Source organism: Cohnella phaseoli, from assembly GCF_003386235.1.
Classification (GTDB): domain Bacteria; phylum Bacillota; class Bacilli; order Paenibacillales; family Paenibacillaceae; genus Cohnella; species Cohnella phaseoli.
On record NZ_QRDZ01000010.1, the window covers coordinates 74,475 to 93,789 of the forward strand.

10 protein-coding genes are annotated in these 19,315 nt (G+C 50.7%); 8 read left to right on the forward strand and 2 right to left on the reverse strand.

Translation table 11 applies throughout. The features are described 5' to 3' along the window. Positions 1-259: 259 nt before the first annotated feature. Entirely contained in the window at positions 260-2,482 is a 2,223-nt protein-coding gene (locus DFP98_RS14395; protein ID WP_116061306.1) for a GH92 family glycosyl hydrolase, read from the reverse strand. 116 nt (positions 2,483-2,598) lie between these two features. On the opposite strand from DFP98_RS14395, the gene DFP98_RS14400 reads away from it, so the two are divergent. From DFP98_RS14400 to DFP98_RS14435, 8 genes are all read left to right on the forward strand, one after another. Continuing rightward, the gene (locus DFP98_RS14400; RefSeq protein ID WP_116061307.1) at positions 2,599-3,462 is read left to right on the forward strand and encodes an AraC family transcriptional regulator; all 864 of its coding nucleotides are present in this window, start codon (positions 2,599-2,601) and stop codon (positions 3,460-3,462) included. An 89-nt stretch (positions 3,463-3,551) separates the two neighbouring features. After that, on the forward strand, positions 3,552-4,586 hold the full coding sequence (locus tag DFP98_RS14405) for a LacI family DNA-binding transcriptional regulator (protein ID WP_116061308.1): 1,035 nt from the start codon (positions 3,552-3,554) through the stop codon (positions 4,584-4,586). A 223-nt stretch (positions 4,587-4,809) separates the two neighbouring features. After that, positions 4,810-6,129, forward strand: coding sequence for an ABC transporter substrate-binding protein (locus DFP98_RS14410; RefSeq protein ID WP_181917692.1), 1,320 nt, complete (start codon positions 4,810-4,812; stop codon positions 6,127-6,129). A gap of 149 nt (positions 6,130-6,278) precedes the next feature. After that, positions 6,279-7,088 (forward strand): carbohydrate ABC transporter permease, encoded by an 810-nt coding sequence (locus DFP98_RS14415; RefSeq protein WP_181917693.1) that lies wholly within the window; start codon positions 6,279-6,281, stop codon positions 7,086-7,088. Then, the gene (locus DFP98_RS14420) at positions 7,088-7,912 is read left to right on the forward strand and encodes a carbohydrate ABC transporter permease (RefSeq protein WP_116061311.1); all 825 of its coding nucleotides are present in this window, start codon (positions 7,088-7,090) and stop codon (positions 7,910-7,912) included. The genes DFP98_RS14415 and DFP98_RS14420 overlap by 1 nt, the downstream gene beginning before the upstream one ends. A gap of 24 nt (positions 7,913-7,936) precedes the next feature. Continuing rightward, complete coding sequence (locus tag DFP98_RS14425) at positions 7,937-10,561, forward strand: glycoside hydrolase family 2 protein (protein ID WP_116061312.1); 2,625 nt, start codon at positions 7,937-7,939, stop codon at positions 10,559-10,561. Next, complete coding sequence (locus DFP98_RS14430; protein ID WP_116061313.1) at positions 10,546-14,307, forward strand: glycosyl hydrolase family 28-related protein; 3,762 nt, start codon at positions 10,546-10,548, stop codon at positions 14,305-14,307. Before DFP98_RS14425 ends, DFP98_RS14430 begins: the two co-directional genes overlap by 16 nt. 70 nt (positions 14,308-14,377) lie before the next feature. Next, entirely contained in the window at positions 14,378-15,568 is a 1,191-nt protein-coding gene (locus DFP98_RS14435) for a Gfo/Idh/MocA family protein (RefSeq protein WP_181917694.1), read from the forward strand. Here DFP98_RS14435 and DFP98_RS14440 read toward each other — a convergent pair. After that, entirely contained in the window at positions 15,553-18,639 is a 3,087-nt protein-coding gene (locus DFP98_RS14440) for an ATP-binding protein (RefSeq protein ID WP_116061315.1), read from the reverse strand. The genes DFP98_RS14435 and DFP98_RS14440 overlap by 16 nt on opposite strands. Between the last annotated feature and the right edge of the window lie 676 nt (positions 18,640-19,315).

A 19,315-nucleotide genomic window follows, 5' to 3' on the forward strand; every position in this document is an offset into this window, starting at 1 on the left:
TATTTTTTGGGTGTGCCGGTCAGAAATAAATAAGAGCGAGACGTGGGCCGGTAAATCCCCCTGTCCCGCTAAGCAGGTAATCGCATAATTTTGTAATCATACAGCAGCTGTCAAGAGAGCGATAGTCGATGAAGGGCACGGTTTTTGGCCATCTCTAAATAGTATCGTCAATAACTCATAAAAACGTTAAGATGAATCTCTTTGGCGAGACTTGGCCGGCGTCTTCTGGAGCTGGTGACATTAGGTTTGCAAACATGTTCTATCCGCAATCAGAGACATCCGATTGCGAGAATGGCAGCTGCTGCGGCGAATAGGATTGGAGAATCGCCTCGTCCGTCATTTGGAAAACGATTTTAGCGCCTTCCGTTAATTGAGCATGAGTAAAGAACAACTTCTCATGCGTTTCACCGTTAAGGGCAACCGATTTTACATACTTATGATCAGAGCTGTTGTTTACGGACTGTATGTCCAGCCTACGTCCATTCTGGAGCTTGACGCTCATGCTGCCGAAGAGCGGGCTTCCGAGCGTATACTCAGGCACGCCGGGGCAGAGCGGATACATGCCCATCGCTCCAAAAATATACCAGGCGGACAGGCTTCCGTTATCCTCGTCTCCGGGAAGTCCGTTCGGTTCCGCGCTGAAATGCTCCTCCATCGTCTTTCTTGCCCAATATTGCGTGCGCGAGGGAGCCCCAAGCGCCGTAAACAAGTAGGGGAAATGGAAGCTGGGCTGGTTGCTGATGGCGAACTGCCCCAGATCGGCCGCGGCCATCTCCGACATCTCGTGAATTTCCATTCCATATGAACCTACATTAAAATGCGGTTTCGCCGCGAACAGCTCGTCGAGCTTGCGAACCATCTGCTCAGAGCCTCCGAGCAGTTCCGCATAGCCGCGAATATCGTGCTGAACAGCCCAACTGCACTGCCAGGCCCCGCCTTCGCAATAAGGGCCGCCCCAATCCAGCGGATTGAAGTCCGGTCTCCATGCTCCGCTTTCTTGCCGCCCGTGCATGAAACCAACCTCGGCGTCGAACAGCAGGCGATAGTTGCGGGCGCGTTCCGACAGGGCAAGCTGCGACTCGCCGTCTCCCAGCGCCCGGGCAATGACGGATAGGCAGAAATCTCCATAGGCGTAGTCAAGCGAGTGGCTTACGCTATGGTGGACAAGCTCGTCCGGCAAGTAGCCCAGTCGAATATAATGATCAAGACCTTCCCGTCCGACCATGTCGCGATCAGGCGGCAGGGTGGCATGCTTCAGCAGTCCCTGGTATGCGGTTTGAGCGTCGAAGCCGTCGATTTCCTTGGCAATGGCGTCCGCGAATACAGCGTCAATGAGCGTTCCCGGCATAGCGCCGCGTTCTCCCGGCGACACCCACTTGGGCATCCAGCCGCTTTCTTTGTAGGCGAGCACCCAGGATTGCAGCATCTCGCCCAGCTCGCGGGGACAGAGCAGACTGAACAGGGGGACTGTCGTCCGGTACACATCCCAAAAACCGACGTCCGAATACATCGGCCCCTCGCAAAGCTTGCCGTTGAATGGGCTATAGTGAACGGTCCTGCCTGAGGCGTCCAACTCGTACGATTTCCGGGGAAACAGAAATGTCCGGTACAGACACGTATAAAATGTGCGCAGCTGATCCACGGCTTCATCGCTCTTTATTTCGATTGTGCCAAGCCGCTCCTCCCATTCAGCGGCGGCCTGACTGCGCAGCTCGTCAAAATCGGCGTCCCCAAGCTCGCGTTCCATGTTCAGCGCCGCCTGCTCGAGGCTAATGAACGACAGGCCAATCTTTGCCTGAGTCGTTCCATCGGTCGGCAGCTTCAAGCCGACGCTAGCGCTAAGCTGCTCGCCCGTATGGCTGAGCGCACCGACCGGCGCGAACTCGGCGTTGTAGATGTCGCACGCCGTTTCGTCCAGTTCGCAATCGAACGCAATTACGAAATACAAGGCGAAGTTGTCGGGGGTTCCGCCTCTGCTCGCTCGCGTGAAGCCGGATAAGGTTCGAGCGGCGTAGTCGAACTGAAAGCTTGATTCGCCTTCGTAGGTCGCCAGCAGCAGTCTGGCATTTCGCGAATCTTCATACGCGAGCCTGATCGCGGCGCTCCGTTCTGCGGGTGTAAGTTCCAGCGAGGCCCGATAGCGGGAGAAGCGCACCGACAAGTAATCCGGCCGCAGTGTCGATTTCTCCGGCTCATAAGAGCTGGGGCGAAGCTCCGGCGCCAGGCAGGACGGTCCGGTTTGCGGCAGCAGCAGCAGCTGGCCGTAATCGCCGATCCAAGGACTCGGCTGACGGGTCAGTCGAACCCCGTTCAAGCGGCGGTCTGACGGATGAAAAAACCAGCCATCCTTCACTTCCCTTGTCTGCAGACTCCAGGAAGCCATGCCGAACGGACGGGAAACAAGCGGCAGCGTGTTGCCGTATGAATATTCATATACGGAAGCGGTTCCTTGCAGCGGATTGACATAGGACAATCGTTCCATCTTTCGCGCACCTCTTTTTCAATTTGAATATTCCCCATTGTAGGTGCTTGTTTTTTGAAATACGTGTTAAAATTAAACAAAACCTCTCATTTTTTATGATGAAAGCCTGGTGTGAGATGATTCCCCATCACTACAGCGGAGATATCGAGATTCATGGAGAGTTTCCCTACACGTTGAAAATCCATCATCTGACCGGCAATGTTCCGTCACACGTGCATTATTTTCTCGAGTATACCTACGTCTTCCAAGGCGAAGCCATCGAGATAATCAACGGAATCGAGCGACGGATCGCGCCGGGAGCGTTCACGCTGCTGTTCCCTCATCAAGTTCACGAGCTGCGAATCGCGCCGGGGCAGGAGCTGTTCATGTACAATGGAGCGATTGGACTTCAGGCTTTTTTTAATCGATCGCATCCTCTGATGTCCTTGCAGGGACTGCTTAAGGAGGCGGAGTCGGATTGGCACACCTCCTATGCGCTTGATGAACCCTATGCGGATTCGGTGTACAGGCTGCTTGTTCAAATGCATGAGGAAATTCGCAGCGATCGGACGTGGCGTGAGGCGATGTTTGTGTCCAAGCTGTTCGAGCTGTTCATTCTTGTGGATCGATTTCGCCGGCGTCTCGGCGGCAGTGCAGGAGCCGGGGGCAGGAACGACGCCAGAGGAGGCATGTGGACGGTCATTCGGCATGTGTACCAGAATTTTCGCGATCCGATTTCGCTGAGCAGCTTGGCGGCGACCTACGGATACACTGAAGCGCATATTAGCGCGGAATTCAAGAAGCTGACAGGGGGAAACTACTCGCGATTTCTGGAACGTATCCGGTTGGCTCACGCGTGCAGCTTGCTGATTGGCACCGGGATGAAGGTGACGGACGTCTGCTATGAGGCTGGGTTTTCATCCTATCCGACTTTTGCCCGTGTTTTTTCCGAGCGAATGGGCAAGTCCCCGATGGCTTATCGGAAAGACGGGAAAAAGTGATGCTTGCTAAAGGTGAAAAATGTTGAATAAATAACGAAACAAGCGTATGATGAGTTGAAAAGAAAAATAATTGAATCAGAGGTTTTGTAATGAAAAAAAAGGTGACCATGCAAGCGATAGCGGATGAGCTGGATATTTCGAAGTCTCTCGTATCCAAGGCGCTGGCCAACCTGCAAGGCGTTAGCGATGAGACGAAAGAGCTTGTAAGAAGGACAGCGATCCGGATGGGCTATCGCGCTGTTCCGGTTCTGAAGACGAACAGAATAGGCAAAACGGGGAACGTCGCGGTGCTGCTTCCGCGCGATGACTTGAAGGATTCCGATTACTGGGGGAAGATCATTCACGGCATCGAGGAGGAGCTAAGCAAGCTGCAATTCAGCATGATTGTTGCCGGGATTGACACCTCGATCGCCATTGAGGATGGAATGCCGCATTGCATTTCGGAAAGAAAAGTGGACGGAGTCATCATTCTGGGACAGATTCCGTATACTTACGTTCAGGCCATTCATGCTGCCGACATTACCGCAGTGTTGGTAGATTCCTCCCAAGGTCGAATTAAACTGGATTTGGTTATGGCTGAAAATTATGGCGGGGCGTACGAGGCGACATGGTACTTGCTGGATCGAGGCCATCGGAAAATCGGGTTTGTGGGCGATCTGTCTTATGCGGCGAGTTTCAAAGAGCGTTACCGCGGCTTTACCGCAGCAGCCCAAGATTATCGCCGCGATCGACCGGATGAAGATATTCGGATGTTTGAATGTACGGGATCTCGGGCGGGGAAAGTGATTCCGTTCTCCGTTCCTGAGTTTGAAGCGATGATTGTACAAGAGGAGAGACCGACCGCAATCGTCTGCGCGAACGATCCCGTTGCTTTTAATTTACTGCAGCTGCTTGGGAAGTTCAATCTTTCATGCCCCGGCGATATTTCTTTGATTGGATTCGACAACGTGAATAAATGCAATTTGTTTATTCCGCCCTTGACGTCTGTAGACGCTTGTAAAGAGCTGATGGGCAGACGGGCGGTAGAGATGTTGATGCGAAGATGGGAAGACCCTGAGCTACGACCGGAGCAAATCAATGTGATGACGCAAATTGTGGAACGGGATTCCGTTGCAAATAGATAATGTTAAAGTTGATATTTGTTGAAGTATTTAATTCAACAAATATCAATTTTTTTATTGAAATTTGCCCTTACCTATGTATAATTGAGTGTATGAACCATTTGAAAGCGCATTAATTCTGGGATGAGGAGTGGATTGGCTCGGGGGATCACCTTTTTGTTTGAAGTTTATTTAAATTTAATTCAACAAGTTTCAATTCGAACGTGAGCTAATGGGGGAGATTGTTTTGAAATTAGTTTCGACGAAAACGATGCTTGCAGCCATAATGGCAACTATGCTGCTGTTAACCGCGTGTGGAAATTCCAACAATCAAACGAACGGTACGACGACGCCGAGCTCGGCGAACTCCAGTCCGTCAGCAGGCGGCAGCCCGGAACCGGAGAAGCAGGAAAATGTGGAATTGAAGGTCATTAACTTCCGCGTCGAGGACAAAGCCTTCTTCGATGAAGTCAATCAGGCGTTTGAAGCAAAATACCCGCACATCAAGATTAAGTATGATGCGGTTCCGACAAAGGATTGGGCTGCTTTTAAGGAAGCGCGTATTACGACTGGAGACGTAGACATCATGGGGAGCGGAGGCGAGGCGGATATTTACAATCCGGCCCTGAGGCAGCAAATGGCGGATATCGGCCAGCATCCGTTCTTCGATCAATTTTATCCGGATGCATTAAAGGCTGGTCAGTTGGACGGCAAACAATACTTCCTGCCGATGAGCTCGATCGCGCTCGTGACCTTCTATAACAAGAAGATCTTTGCCGATCTGGGGCTGAGCGTGCCTCGAACATGGGATGAGTTCGTAAGCGTAAGCGAAAAGCTGAAGTCGGGCGGGATTGAACCGATCATGTACGGGGGGAAAGACCAATGGCCGATCAATATGGTTATCGGCGCTCTGGAAGCCGGTATCGTAAGAAGCCAAGATCCGGCTTTCTACGACAAAATGAAAACGGAAGAAACCAAATTTACCGACCCTGCCTGGGTTGAAGTGTTCGAGAAGCTGGGCGTTATTAGCAAGTATATGATCAAGAACTCACTTGGCCTCGATTACGGCCAGGCGCCAGGATTGTTTGCCCAAGGCAAAGCGGCGATGATGATTGACGGCTCCTGGAGTTTGTCGCAGATTGAAGACGCCAAGCCTAATTTCGAGGTAGGCGCATTCCTGCTGCCTGGCAGCAACGATGAGGAAGCAAACGGTATTGCGACCACGAAATTCGGCTTCGGATGGAATATTTACAGCGGTTCGAAAAATAAAGAAGCTGCGGTTACGTATTTGGAGTTCATTATGGAACCGGCGAATTATCAGAAGTACATGGATATGGTCAGAATGCTGCCGGTCATTGACGGCATTCAGGTGACTTCTCCGGTTGCCAATGAAGTTTCCGCCCTCTTGAAGAAGCAGATGCCGATTTGGGAGCTTTACCGGATTCCAGGCGCCAAATACGAATTCGAAAGAATCGGCGTAGAGATCATTATGAACAGGCTGACGGCTGCGGAGGCTGCCGACCAGTCTCAACAAGCGCTCATCGGAAGTAAAAGCAACTGGCAATAAAACCGGAATGAATTCATGCGGCAAGGCTGCCTTGAATTTGCAGCCTTGCCTGATGGGGAGATCAAATGGCGCCGTTTCAAAGTCGACACGCAAAGCTATGGCCTATTGTTGTCACGCTGCCTGCTTTACTGTTGTTTGGAGTTTTTGTTTTGCTGCCCGCACTTGGAAATTTTTATTTTTCGTTTACCGATTTTAACGGAAATATTCATGTGCCGCATCGTTGGGTTGGCTTGCAAAACTACATGCAGGCTCTATCGTCCGATTTTCGCAATATTGGAGAAGCCGTACAAAATACGTTCATCTTCTCCATTCTGGTCACTCTGGGACAGAACGCGCTGGCCGTTCTTCTCGCGGTTCTTGTGAACATAAAGCTCCGCGGGCGTAATATTTACCGTTCGGTTCTATTTATGCCCAGCGTACTGGGCGTCGTGGTGATCGGATTGATCTGGACGCTGATGTTCGACCCGTTCTCGGGTCCGGTGCATGCGCTGCTGCAGTCGATGGGCTACGACTCGCCGCTGTTGGGCAGTCCGAATGCCGCCTTATATTTGGTTGTTTTTGTCATGATTTGGTCTTATGCCGGGTACTCGATGATCATCTACTTGGCCGGTCTGCAAAATATTCCGGAAGAGCTGTACGAAGCCTCTCGCATCGACGGAAGCTCGGATTGGCAAAACTTCAGACACATCACGCTGCCTCTGCTGCAACCTGCGATCACACTTAACGTTCTGCTTAGCATTATCGGCACACTTGGCGCCTACGACATTATCGTCGTGCTGACGAATGGCGGTCCGGGAATGGCCTCTACGACGCTGGGGCTCTATATTTTTAAAAATCTGTATTTGCCGGGGCTGTCCAAGGGCTACCTGGCTGCGCTCTCCATCCTTCAGTTTGCGCTCATTTTGTTCGTTGTGGTCATTGTGCAGTATTATCTGCGGCGCAGGGAGGTTGATCAGTAATGGCTGCGCGCGATAAAGGGAAATACGGATTGGCGCATCTGGTGTTGTTGGTTTTCTGTCTGCTGATCCTCGCGCCCGTTCTGCTGCTCGTTAACGTGGCCTTGAAAAGCAATGTGGAATTTCTGAACTCGCCGCTTTCCTTCGTGAAGGAGTTGGAATGGAGCAATTTTACAGAAGCCTGGCTGCAAGCGGAGATGGGGCTCTATTTCAAAAACAGTGTCATTATCACTTTTTTCGTATCCGCATGCACGTGCATCGTGGCAACGATGGCGGCTTATCCGATTGCCAGAGAGCATTATCGAGGCTCCCGGTTTGTTCACATGCTGTTCATGTCCGCGTTGTTTTTGCCGGTTGGTTTAGTTCCGCTTGTCGTCATCATGGATAACCTGGGGTTCATGAATTCATACATCGGCTTCATTTTATTCAAGACCGGGGGCAGCCTTGCAATTGCCGTGTTTATCCTTGTTGCCTTCGTCAAATCGTTGCCGCGGGAACTGGACGAAGCTGCCGCGATGGATGGATGCGGCTACTTGAGATTTATTTTTACCATTGTATTTCCTTTGATCAAACCGGCGTTTTTTACGGTGGCGATGTTGACGGCCATGAACGCTTGGAACGATTTTATTAATCCGCTCCTGTTTATGACGGATAAAAGCATGCGGCCGCTTACGGCCGGTCTGTACATGTTCTTCGGCCAATTTTCTACGAACTGGACGATACTGGCTGCAGGGATTATCGTTGTCGCGGCCCCGTTAATGACGGCATACGTGTTTTTGCAAAAGTATATTATTGCAGGCGTGACCAGCGGTGCGGTTAAAGGATAATGGAAATTTGGGAGGACGTCTTAGTTGGAATTTTTATTGTCGGCGCACAAGTGGTCTGTTAAAGGTTTCTATCCATGGGTTCCGCTGCTTAAGTTCGGAACGGAAACGGGGCGCGAATTGTTGGGGGTCACGGATTGGATTCCGGCTTCCGTCCCGGGCGGCGTACATTACGATCTGTTTAGAGCCGGGTATATCGATCATCCGCACACGGATTTGAACAGCCTGAAGTGCGAATGGGTTGAGAATCGCTGGTGGATGTACAGGACAGTCGTTCCCCGTCCGGAGAGAACAGGCCATAAAGTCGAGCTAGTATTCGAAGGTCTGGATTATAAAGCCCGCATTTTCCTGAACGGGTCGCTGCTCGGCGTTCATGAAGGCATGTTCCATCCGGCGATTTTCGATGTAACGGACGAAGTCAAGCAGCACGAGTCGCTGACGATTGACGTATTGCTCGAGCACGCTCCGGATGAAATGTCTCAAATCGGCTTAACTTCAGAGACGCATACGCAGAAAAGCCGCTTTAATTATAAGTGGGATTTCTCGGCTCGGATGGTCAATATCGGAATATGGGATACGTGCAGGCTTGTTGTTCACGAGACTTGTTCTTTGGGGGAAGTGTACGTGCTTTCCGACACGGAGGACGGAGACGGCTTGATCGAGCTGGAGGCTGAAATTCGGCTGCATGGTCAGGAAACGCTCGTGCCGGGAAAGCAAACGCTGCAAATCCAATGTGTGAGCCCGGACGGCGAAGTCGTTTATTCCACGGAAGAGCCTCTTTCCTTGGAACGATTGTACATCAGAAACAGGTTGAAGATCGCTAACCCCAAGCTATGGTATCCGAACGGATACGGCGAACAGCCGTTGTACGAAATTCGTTTGACGCTAATGGAACAAGGGAACGCCTATGAGACGCGCCGAATGAAAACCGGAATTCGAAAGCTTGCGTATGCCCGGAACGAGAGAAGTACCGACGATGCGCTTCCTTATACATTCGTCATTAACGACACCCCCGTTTATGTGAAAGGGGTCAATATGACGCCGCTTGATATGTTGTACGGCAACGTATCGTCGGCTCATTATGAATGGCTTGTGCTGCTGATGAAAAATGCCAATGTGAACCTGGTCAGAGTATGGGGCGGGGGCATCATCGAGAAGGAAATTTTTTATGCGCTGTGCGACCGGTACGGCATCATGATTTGGCAGGAATTCATTCAATCGAGCTCGGGCATCGACAATACGCCGCCCAAGCATCCGGATTACTTGAACCTGTTGGCGCTCAGTGCCGAATCGGCTGTCCGGAAACGGCGAAATCATGTTTCCCTGTCCGTTTGGAGCGGCGGCAATGAACTGACGAGCGAGTTCAACAAACCGTCCACCTACGAGGATGAGAACCTGGCCATGCTGCAGCAAATCGTTGCTCGTCTGGATCCGCAGCGGCTGTTCTATCCGACATCGGCATCCGGTCCCGTGGAATTTATTACGAGAGACAAAGGCGTCTCTCATGACGTTCACGGTCAATGGAAGTATATTGGGAACCCGGAACACTACGAATTGTATGGCAATTCGGATAATTTATTTCACAGTGAATTCGGCGTGGATGGCGCCAGCTCGGTCAAAAGTCTCGTAAAATTTCTCGGACCCGGCCATCGGCTTCCGGTTTCCATGAAGCAAAGCGAAGTATGGCGGCATCATGGCGAATGGTGGGATACGCTGGACCGGGATGAAACTTTTTTCGGACCGCTGGCCGAATTGGAGCAATTTGTACAATGCAGCCAATGGCTGCAGGCTGAAGGCCTGCGCTATATAGTAGAAGCGAATCGCCGACGTAAATTCGCGAACAGCGGCAGCATCGTCTGGCAATTAAACGAGCCTTGGCCCAATGTATCAAGCACCTCCTTAACGGAATATTACGGTGAAGCGAAAATGGCCTATTACTGGGTGCTGAACGCTTACGGGAAGCTTCATGTCTCCCTGAATTACAGCAAATTGAATTACAGCGCGAACGAAAGGTTTGCATGCGATATTTATGCGGATGGGGAGCAGTCAGGGGAATTCTGGATTGCCGCCGAGGCGCTTGACGGGCAGGGGAACATCCTGACAAAGCGGGAGTACTCGGGAACGCTGTCCGGGGATAGATGCCTGAATGCAGGCGCTTTTTCCTTCATTCTTCCCAATCCCTGTCCCGCTTTGTTCGTCATTCGATTGCGTCTGTACGCAAATGGCGAAACGGCCGAGAATATGTATTATTTTTCCTCGGAGCGGAAGCTGTATTACGAATCCGCGCTAAGCTTGTCGGGTGCCGATTTGTCTATACGCGCAATGAATGATTGGCAGTGCGGCCTGACTGGAACCGAAGGGAGGTGGATGCGAAGCTTTGAAGTAACCAATACGGGAGGTGACATGGCGCTTCACGTATATCCGGAAGAGACGACAAACGCATTTTGGATGGTTGCAGAGCGGGCGTATATTACGCTCATGCCGGGAGAAAAACGAGTATTCAACGTTGTCTGCATGCGAAAGGCTGGAGGCGGCTTTTTGGAGATGGATGCGCCGGGTGCCGGCGCCGAGGTCGATCTGCCGAAAATCGCTTTTAATAAATTCGGGAGTGCAATCATGCGCGGGGAGGAAGACGTATGTTTATCAAGCTAGCGCGAGTCACGCTTGTCATCGCACTTTTGTTTTCTGTATGGGGAGGCGCCGGAGAAGATTTCGGTTCGTATTCGAAAGCTTATGCGTCCGGTACGTCACCGGTTCAATTGGACTTGTCGCCTTATTTTAACAACGATGCGTTCAGCTACGACGCGAACCGCAGCAACGGCGATCTGGATGGGAATGGGAATACGATTTCCGCAGATCTTGTTCAAGTCAATCCGATTTATGCGGGCGCGCCATTCACGCTGGGCCCCTTGAGTGACGGCAGCCAAAATAACATTAAACCGGGCGGCCAGATTATTGAACTGGACGATGAGCCGTACAACTCGATTCGGGTATTGGGAGCGGCCTCGGGTACGGATGAAACGGGCTATTCTTCCGGCAAATTTACTTTTGTCTATGCCGACGGGACGACATCCGAGGAAACGCTGTTAATGCTGGATTATCGAAGCCAGAGCGCCTTCGACCTCGAAAACCAACAAACGGTGCAGACGATGACTCATCATCACAGCAAAACAGCAGATATAATGGAGAACGCGAGATTGTACCAATACAATCTGTCGCCGGAACCGGGCAAGAAGCTGGATAAGCTGATTCTGCCCAACAATGCGCAGTTGAACATTTTTGCGATGACGCTGTTTGTAGGAATTTCGGTCGACTTGTTCAGCGAATATAACCATGACGGTTTCAGCTACGATACGGATACGCATCCTTGGAGAAATCGGAAAATCGGGGATGGCGCTTACGATTCTCTTGCGGGGAGCGGGAAAACGTACTCGGCCAATCTCGTACACCGAATTAATGCGCTCGATGGCGTTTCTTATTCGCTAGGCCTGTTCGAGGACGCTTACGACAATGCAGTCGCTGCCGTCGGTCAAACCATTCCGCTTCGTCGGGACAACTATTCTTCCGTTCAAGTGGCAGGGTCCGCTACCGCAGGGGATAAAACCGGAACGTTTCGCATCCTCTATACGGATGGAACGTATGACGACATGTCCGTGACGATGAAGGATTGGGCCACCGCCAACCCATCCGGACAACATATCCTGCAAACCCTGAATCACAGACATACCGGCCCAAGAGGCAGCGGTTCGGACGAATCCGTGACCAACTACATCTTTGTGTACGAATTGGCAGTCGACACAGCCAAATCGGTATCCGGCATCGTGCTGCCCAATGAATGGAACATGCACATTCTGGCGATGACCTTGCTTCCCGGACCGACGGGAGGTGTGGTTCCGCCCGCACCAGATCCGCGCGTGATGCCCCTGACGCTTCCGTCCGAGGACGTGCCTGTGGCGATGTACAGTGTAACCGATTTCGGCGCGGTCGCGAATGATCTCATCGACGACACGGCTGCTTTTCAGCAAGCGCTGGACGCCGCAGCATTCTACGGTGGCGGAGTTGTTTTCGCGCCAGCGGGGCGCTACGTCTTTGAAGGCCATCTTTCCGTTCCGGAGCTGGTCACGCTAAGAGGGGAATGGCAGAACCCTGAACAGGGCGGGCTTGGAACGGGAACCATTCTGATGTCTTACGAGAACAAAGGGAACGAGAATGGCGCTGCTTTCATTTCCACGAAGCAGTCATCGACCGTGCGCGACGTCACGATCTGGTATCCGGAACAGGACGATATCGGAAATATCCAAGCCTACCCTTGGACGATTGCAGCCGACTTGACAACGCGAATCGGACCGACGCTAAAAAATATCACGCTCATCAATTCGTACAAAGGCTTCAATTTATTTCTTGCGGCGTGCAGCTACTCAAAAAACATATATGGCACAGTCTTGAAGCAAGGCTTCGAGATCGATAAGATCGGCGATATTCTCCGTATGGAAACCGTCCATTTGCGACCCAAATATTGGGCAGACAGCGGTTTGGGGACGCCGCCGACCGAATCTTCCATTATGGCTTACCAGAGAGCGAACGGAACCGGAGTCGTGCAGAAGAAGAACGACTGGGGTTACATGTACGATGTGTTTCTTGAAGGCTACGGGATAGGACTGCTAGTCGAAGAAGGCATATACGGCAAATACAACGGACAGATTCAGAAGCTTCGCACCGAGAACGGCAAGATCGGGATCAAGCTCGCCGATCCGAGCGGTGCCGGAATAACCATTAGCAATAGCACGATCAACACGACGGGCAGCGATGGAATTTCTGTGGAAGCGCCTTCAACCTTCGATGAGGAAGCGGTCGTCTTTTTCAACTCGACGACTTTCGGTTCGCCGGACGGTATTCCGGTCAAGATGGATGGCGCGGGGACGCTTAGCTTCGCTCATGCGACTTTTTCGGATTGGGGGTCGGGGAGGGCTGTCGAAGCGTCGGACGGAACGCTGATTATTACATCTTCCGTATTCGGTGTGGACCAGCCTGAAGTCTGGCTTGGTTCCGGAGTCAGCTCCTTGACGATGGTCGGCAACGAATTTGCCGGCAACTCGCCCGATGTCCATAGCCTCAGCTCGGGAGACATCAAGTTTAACAACGACGCGCGAACGGCCTTCTCTCCGCAGCTGCCTGCGGGCGATCCGCTCATCCCGGCCAATCGCAAGCCGTCGACGTCGAATTTCTTCAACGTGAAGAAAGCGCCGTACAATGCCGAGGCCGATGGAACGACCGACGATACCGGAGCGATTCAGGACGCCCTGGACGACGCCGGGACAGCAGGCGGGGGAACCGTCTACTTGCCGGCTGGTCGCTATAACATAGCCGGACATCTGTCGGTACCTGGCAACGTGGAATTGAGAGGCGTCAGCGACGGACCTTACCATTACGGTTCGAAACGGAAAGGCACGGTGCTGCTGGCATCGGAAAATCAAGGCGACGAAAGCGGCGATCCCTTCCTCGCGTTGGGTCAGGATGCCGGCGTTCGCGGTCTCAGCGTGTTTTATCCGATTCAAAACTTCAGCGCACCTATTGCCTATCCCGCAACGATTCAAGGAAATGGAGCCGGGGCTTATGTGAAGGATGTAACGCTTCCGGATTCCTATACGGGAATCAAAATGAACGAAGGCGACTATTTGATCGACTATGTCAGGGGCGTTGCGCTCAAAACGTTTATCGATCTCGACGGCGTGAACGGCGACCCGGGATATATCCGCAATCTGATGAATACGGTTGGGGACTGGCAGGATGCAGGACGCGAAGACAATGCTCCGCGTATCAATTGGTGGATGAATACCCCTTCGACGATGGCAACTGGCATCCGGATTCATAACACGTCGCATGTGAATGTTTTCCAAAGCTTTTCTTATGGGGTCGGTTATGGAATAGGCATCAGCGGAAACTCGTCCGATATCCAGGTGTACGGTTTCGGTGCGGACAATGCGGAGCACGGGGTTGAGCTGGGCGGCTCGGGCACGAATATTAACTTTATTAATACCCAGCTTACGGCAATCGGAGGAGGCAATAAAAGATACATCAACACCGCTCATACGTTTACCGGGGATGTCAAATTTTTCAACACAATTGCTTGGGCCGCACAGAACGGATCGCAATTCAACGGTCCGGGCAGCGTAACTTTGCAGCAGTACCATGACACTTATTCCGGAAATCCCTATCGGATCAGACACATTAGCGGAAAGCTGTGGCTGGACAGCTCCGTATTCCCGCAAGTCAGCGACCAGGTGTACATTTCGCTAGGCGCTGAGGATGCGGCGATCTTCGCGAACGTTGGCGTAAACGGGCTTCAGGTGCACAATGATTTGGGCGATCCCGATGTATGGATGAATATTCGCAAATAGAACATCCGGGAGGTCTGTCGGTCGGAATGACACCCGGCCGACAGACCCTTCTATAATGGAGGAAATGACAATGGCAAAAAAAGTGAGATTAGCCGTTATCGGCGGCTCGCGCGGCGGGGCATTCGACAATGCGCTTTCGATACTCGCAGAATGCTTGGAGCTGACGGCCGTATGCGATCTGAACGAAAAGGTTCTTCAGGACTGGAAGATAAAGTACCCCGAAATTGTTACGTTTTCCAGCTATGATCAGCTATTGGAAAGTCCGTTGGTCGACGCCATTTTCCTGGCGACCCCGATGTTGCTTCATGCCGATCAAGCGATTCAGGCGCTCCGCGCGGGGAAACACGTTCTGAGCGAAGTGATTGCCGCGCATACGATTGAAGACGGATGGAAGCTGATTGAAGCGGTGGAAGCGAGCGGCTTGAAGTACATGATGGCGGAAAATTACTGCTATACGCGCGAGAATAAAATGGTTCAGCAGATGGCTGACGCAGGCGCCTTCGGCGAGATTACCTATGCGGAATGCGGATACATTCACGATGTCCGGAATTTGCTGCATGGCGCGGACGGGAGCTTGACCTGGCGCGGACAATGTGTACACGATTTTAATGCTTGTACTTACCCGACTCATTCGCTCGGTCCGATCGCCAAGTGGCTCGGCATTGATCAATCGGGCGGTGATCGCTTCGAGGAATTGGTCACCTTCAATACCAAAAGCCGCTCGACGGCCAACTATTTTCGGGAACGGTTCGGAACGGATCACCCGGGCGCACAGCCCGATTTCTGGCGGCAGGGGGATAGCTCCACGACACTTATCCGCACGAAGAAGGGCGTTGTCGTGTCGCTCCGCGTCGATATCCAGTCCGCCCGCCCGCACAATATGGTGCACTATGGGCTGCAAGGGACGGAAGGCGCGTATCTCGGGCCGCGCTTCGAAGGAGAGGACCCGCTCATTTGGCTGCACAACGAGGCTTCCGGCAATTCCGTAACCGATCCGCAATGGGATTCACTTTGGCTTCATAAGACCAAATGGGATCATCCGGATTGGCGAGCGTGGGAGAAAGAAGCTCTCCATACCGGCCACGGCGGAGGCGATTTCTTTGTGATCCGGGAATTCGTCTCTGCCATACAGGAGGACAGGAAGCCTGCGGTCGACGTCTACGACGCGGTGACCTGGAGTTCGCTGTTCGCGCTGTCGTTGCAGTCGGTTTCTGGTGGCGGTTCGCCAGTGAAATTCGTCGATTTTTATGGGAATTCGTGAATATGAATGATGATGGTTGTCCCTTTGCCCATCTCACTCTCTAATTGAAAACGAGTTCCTTTAATTAGAGAAAGCTTTCTAAATGGATTAGTAAAGCCTAATCGCTCGTTTCGCCCGCGCAATAGTTCTTGTTGTTTTTCAAGAGGAATTCCGATCCCGTCATCTTCTATCGTGATTTTGATATGCTGCTGTTCCCGTTCAATCGTAAGACGCAGCGTTCCGCCATCGTTTCTTTGTGTTATCCCGTGACGTACGGCGTTTTCCACAAGCGGCTGAAGGGTCAGTGCCGGGATAGAGGTTTGAATGGTTTCATCAATGTTATATTCGATTTGAAGTCTTTCTTCAAAGCGCATTTGTTCGATCGCTAAATAAGCTTTTACTAATTGTATTTCTTCCTCCAAAGGGACCAGCGAGCGCTGTTTTTGGTAATCCAGCTTTCCCCGGAAATAGGTAGAAAGATGCTCTAATGCCGTTCGGGTCTTTTCCTGATCAGACCAGCTTAGCGCAATAATCGAATTGAGTGTGTTGTACAAAAAATGCGGTGTAATCTGAGCGTAAAAGTAGCTGAGTTCATGCTCTATAGCATCGTGCGCCGATTTTTTCATTAACAGCAACGACTCGATTCGCATCTCTAATTCCTTCAAATTTACTGGCTTTTGCAAGTAATCGTTGGCTCCTAATTGGAAGGAAATCACTAAGTCGGACAATTGTCCTGCTGCCGTTAATATGATAATAGGCAAATCCACCAAGTCTAGCTTCTGTCTAATCGTTTGGCAGACCTCATATCCCGTCATATGGGGCATCATCAAATCTAAAACTAATAGATCAACTTGTTCTGTTTCAATAATGTCGAGTGCTTCCTGACCGCTGCCTACTGCAATTACGCTATATTGAAGCGAATGAAGCCTATTAATAAGCACCTTCAAGTTGGCGGGCTCGTCATCTACAACTAATAGGGTATACGGCTTTGATCCTTCTACTCTTGTAGTCAGGGCAGGCTGCGACTGCTTCCCCTCCCGTTCCATTCTCTGGGCAGACGCAACCTGTTCGTGCGCTTCGCTTATTTCCTTATATCCTAGCAGCTGCTCGTTCGTAGCCAAGGGGATCGTGAAGGTGAAGCAAGAGCCTTTGCCGATTTCGGAAGTTACCCAGATACGTCCGCCTGCGCTTTCCACAATTTTCTTGGTAATGCTTAATCCCAGACCAAGACCTTCCGATTCCCTGGCACGGCTGCTTTCAACTTGATAGAAGGTTGTAAAGATGAGGTCGTGGTGCTCTGCAGCAATACCCGGCCCGGTATCCGCAATCGATACGTGCGCCTGTTCCTCCAGGATTCGAGCCGAGATCGCGATCGTTCCCTGCTTGGTGAACTTAATCGCATTGTAGATCAGATTAAAGAAAACCTGCTTTAGCTTCTGCTCATCGGTGTAGACGAGCGGAAAATTAGCCGGGACCTTATTGATTAATTGGACAGACGGAGAAGGGGGCGTGACGTAGGCAATCTCAGCAAGCACTTCTTCAACCATTCGGATATCGATCGGTTTGGCTGTGAAAGAAACCTCTCCCTGCTTTATTTTGGAGATGAAGGAAAGATCCTTAACCAACCCGGCCAATCTTCTGCTAACCGAGTGTATTAATATTGCGCTTTCTTGCTGGTTCCTTTTTAATGGCCCCTCTACCCCCTCCAGCAGCGATTGAGAAAGATTCATAATCCCATGGAGCGGAGTGCCAAGCTCATGTGAGGTTTTGACTAGAAATTCATCCTTCATTCGGTCGAATTCAAGCAATTCATTCGACATTTCCTCTACTTTGTTATATGCCTGCTGGGAACGATGACTCAGTAATAGCGCCAAACTCAACACCATAATTAAAAACAAAAGAAATGACGGCGTTTCGATATCCACTTCAAATAGCAGAACAATGAGAAGCAGAACGCCATAAAGAGCAAACGTATAAACAACGATCAGCACATAGTTGGACTCATCCGTTTTTTGTTTGTAGGCTTTCAGCAGCAGGATAAAAATATACACGTAACCGATAGCGGTGGTCACTGAAATAATGAGTTGACTGATCGTAATAGAAACGCTTACCATCAGATCGATTGTCATGCTTAGCGTAAATACGGCCAAGGCTTGAATTCCAAGCATTGCGCTTAATGCGGCGACGATCCTTCTGTTGGCGGTCATGTTGAAGAAATGATACACAAACAATAGGAAAAACAAGACGAAAAGCGTAAGCGAGATGGCTTGTATTTCTAGTTGAGAAGCTGGGCTTAACTCCGGAAACAGTAAATAGATCCATCTTTCATTTATCGTCGATATATGTAAAGCTTGCGCTAAACAGAATAGGCTGAAATATAGCTCATACCGAAATTTCCGTTTGTGCTGCAAATAGGCCGTAAAGTATATAAACGAAAATAGCAGATAGCCGGAAATAAGAAAGCCTTCAACGAATTTGGCACGGCCTTGTTCGGATAAGATTTGATCGGCTAGACCGAAATCGAGCGAGCTGACAATCCCGCCAACGACATAGTCATAATTGGCAACGAGAATAACAAGCTCTATTTGTTTATTCTTACTGTTTCCCAACACGACATACTTTTTGTAATCGAAACGATATTCTTCGGCTCTTTGGGAAGGAACGCCTGCCGAGCCAAGCTCCTGCCCGTTTATAAACACTCTATTAGCATTACGAATCGTATTCAGCTTGACGCCATACAGGTCATCTTCCGGAACATGGATAAGCAAGCGATACGTGCCTGTCCCGTATGGAGCTGCCTTCTCTGATTTATAGCGATTCCATGCTGCGGGTACGGGGATGGTTTGGCGTTGAGTCTTGTAACGATCAAAAACATGCTCGTCCGGGCTTGGTACGATTAATTGTTCCGGATAGAAGTCCCATTCTCCATCAAGCTTAAGTTCATCCTGACGATCCCAATGCTGCAACGAGAGAACGCCATCGTTCGCCGTGAATGTATTGGAGTCGAATATGCGAAAGGAATGAAGAACAAAGTACGTTGTCAAGAGAGTGATAGCGACCATAATTAGAGAGAGAATCTTTCTATTTTTCACACTGCCAATTCCTTTCACTATGGGTACTGCGGTGTAGGCTATCTCTCAATAGTATCGTCAGTAACTCGTAAAAACTTTAAGAGCCGCATTACCTGTAAGTTGAAGGGGCTGTCCCATGAGCACAACAAGCTGCTGCCAAAGATAATCGATGATAAAAGTACAAGGGGTATGTACCTCCTTCCGATGCTATACGCACCTGAAACCTGAATGGGTAAACCCGTGATAAGGTGGTTTCAGGAGCGTATGAGGCAATCTCCAGGCTAATCATGACCCACTACGTTTCCAATTTATTGCATATAGAACTTTTACGGCGGATCAATTTGCACACAAGAGTTTACGAAGAGAAGTTAGTCGAAAAATCGTACAACGCAGCTCGAATCAGGCTTAAACGGCGGACGTTTGTAGGAAAAACCGCACAAAGCAACTCGGCTCAGACTCAAACGACGAACGTTTGTAGGAAAAATCGTATAAATCAACCAAGATCAGGGGGTCTATGTTGGGAATTATCTGGAAGTGTTGTGGGTCAAGCGTAGATCTTCAGGAGGTACATCCCCCTTTCCTTTTCTTGCATCTTAACCGGATGGAAGCTGTGTATGCCGGTTGCTAGAAGTACGGTGCAAGCGCGAGTTTAAAGTTTTCTTTGTAATTCACAAGTTGTCCCAACTGCCCTGCTAGA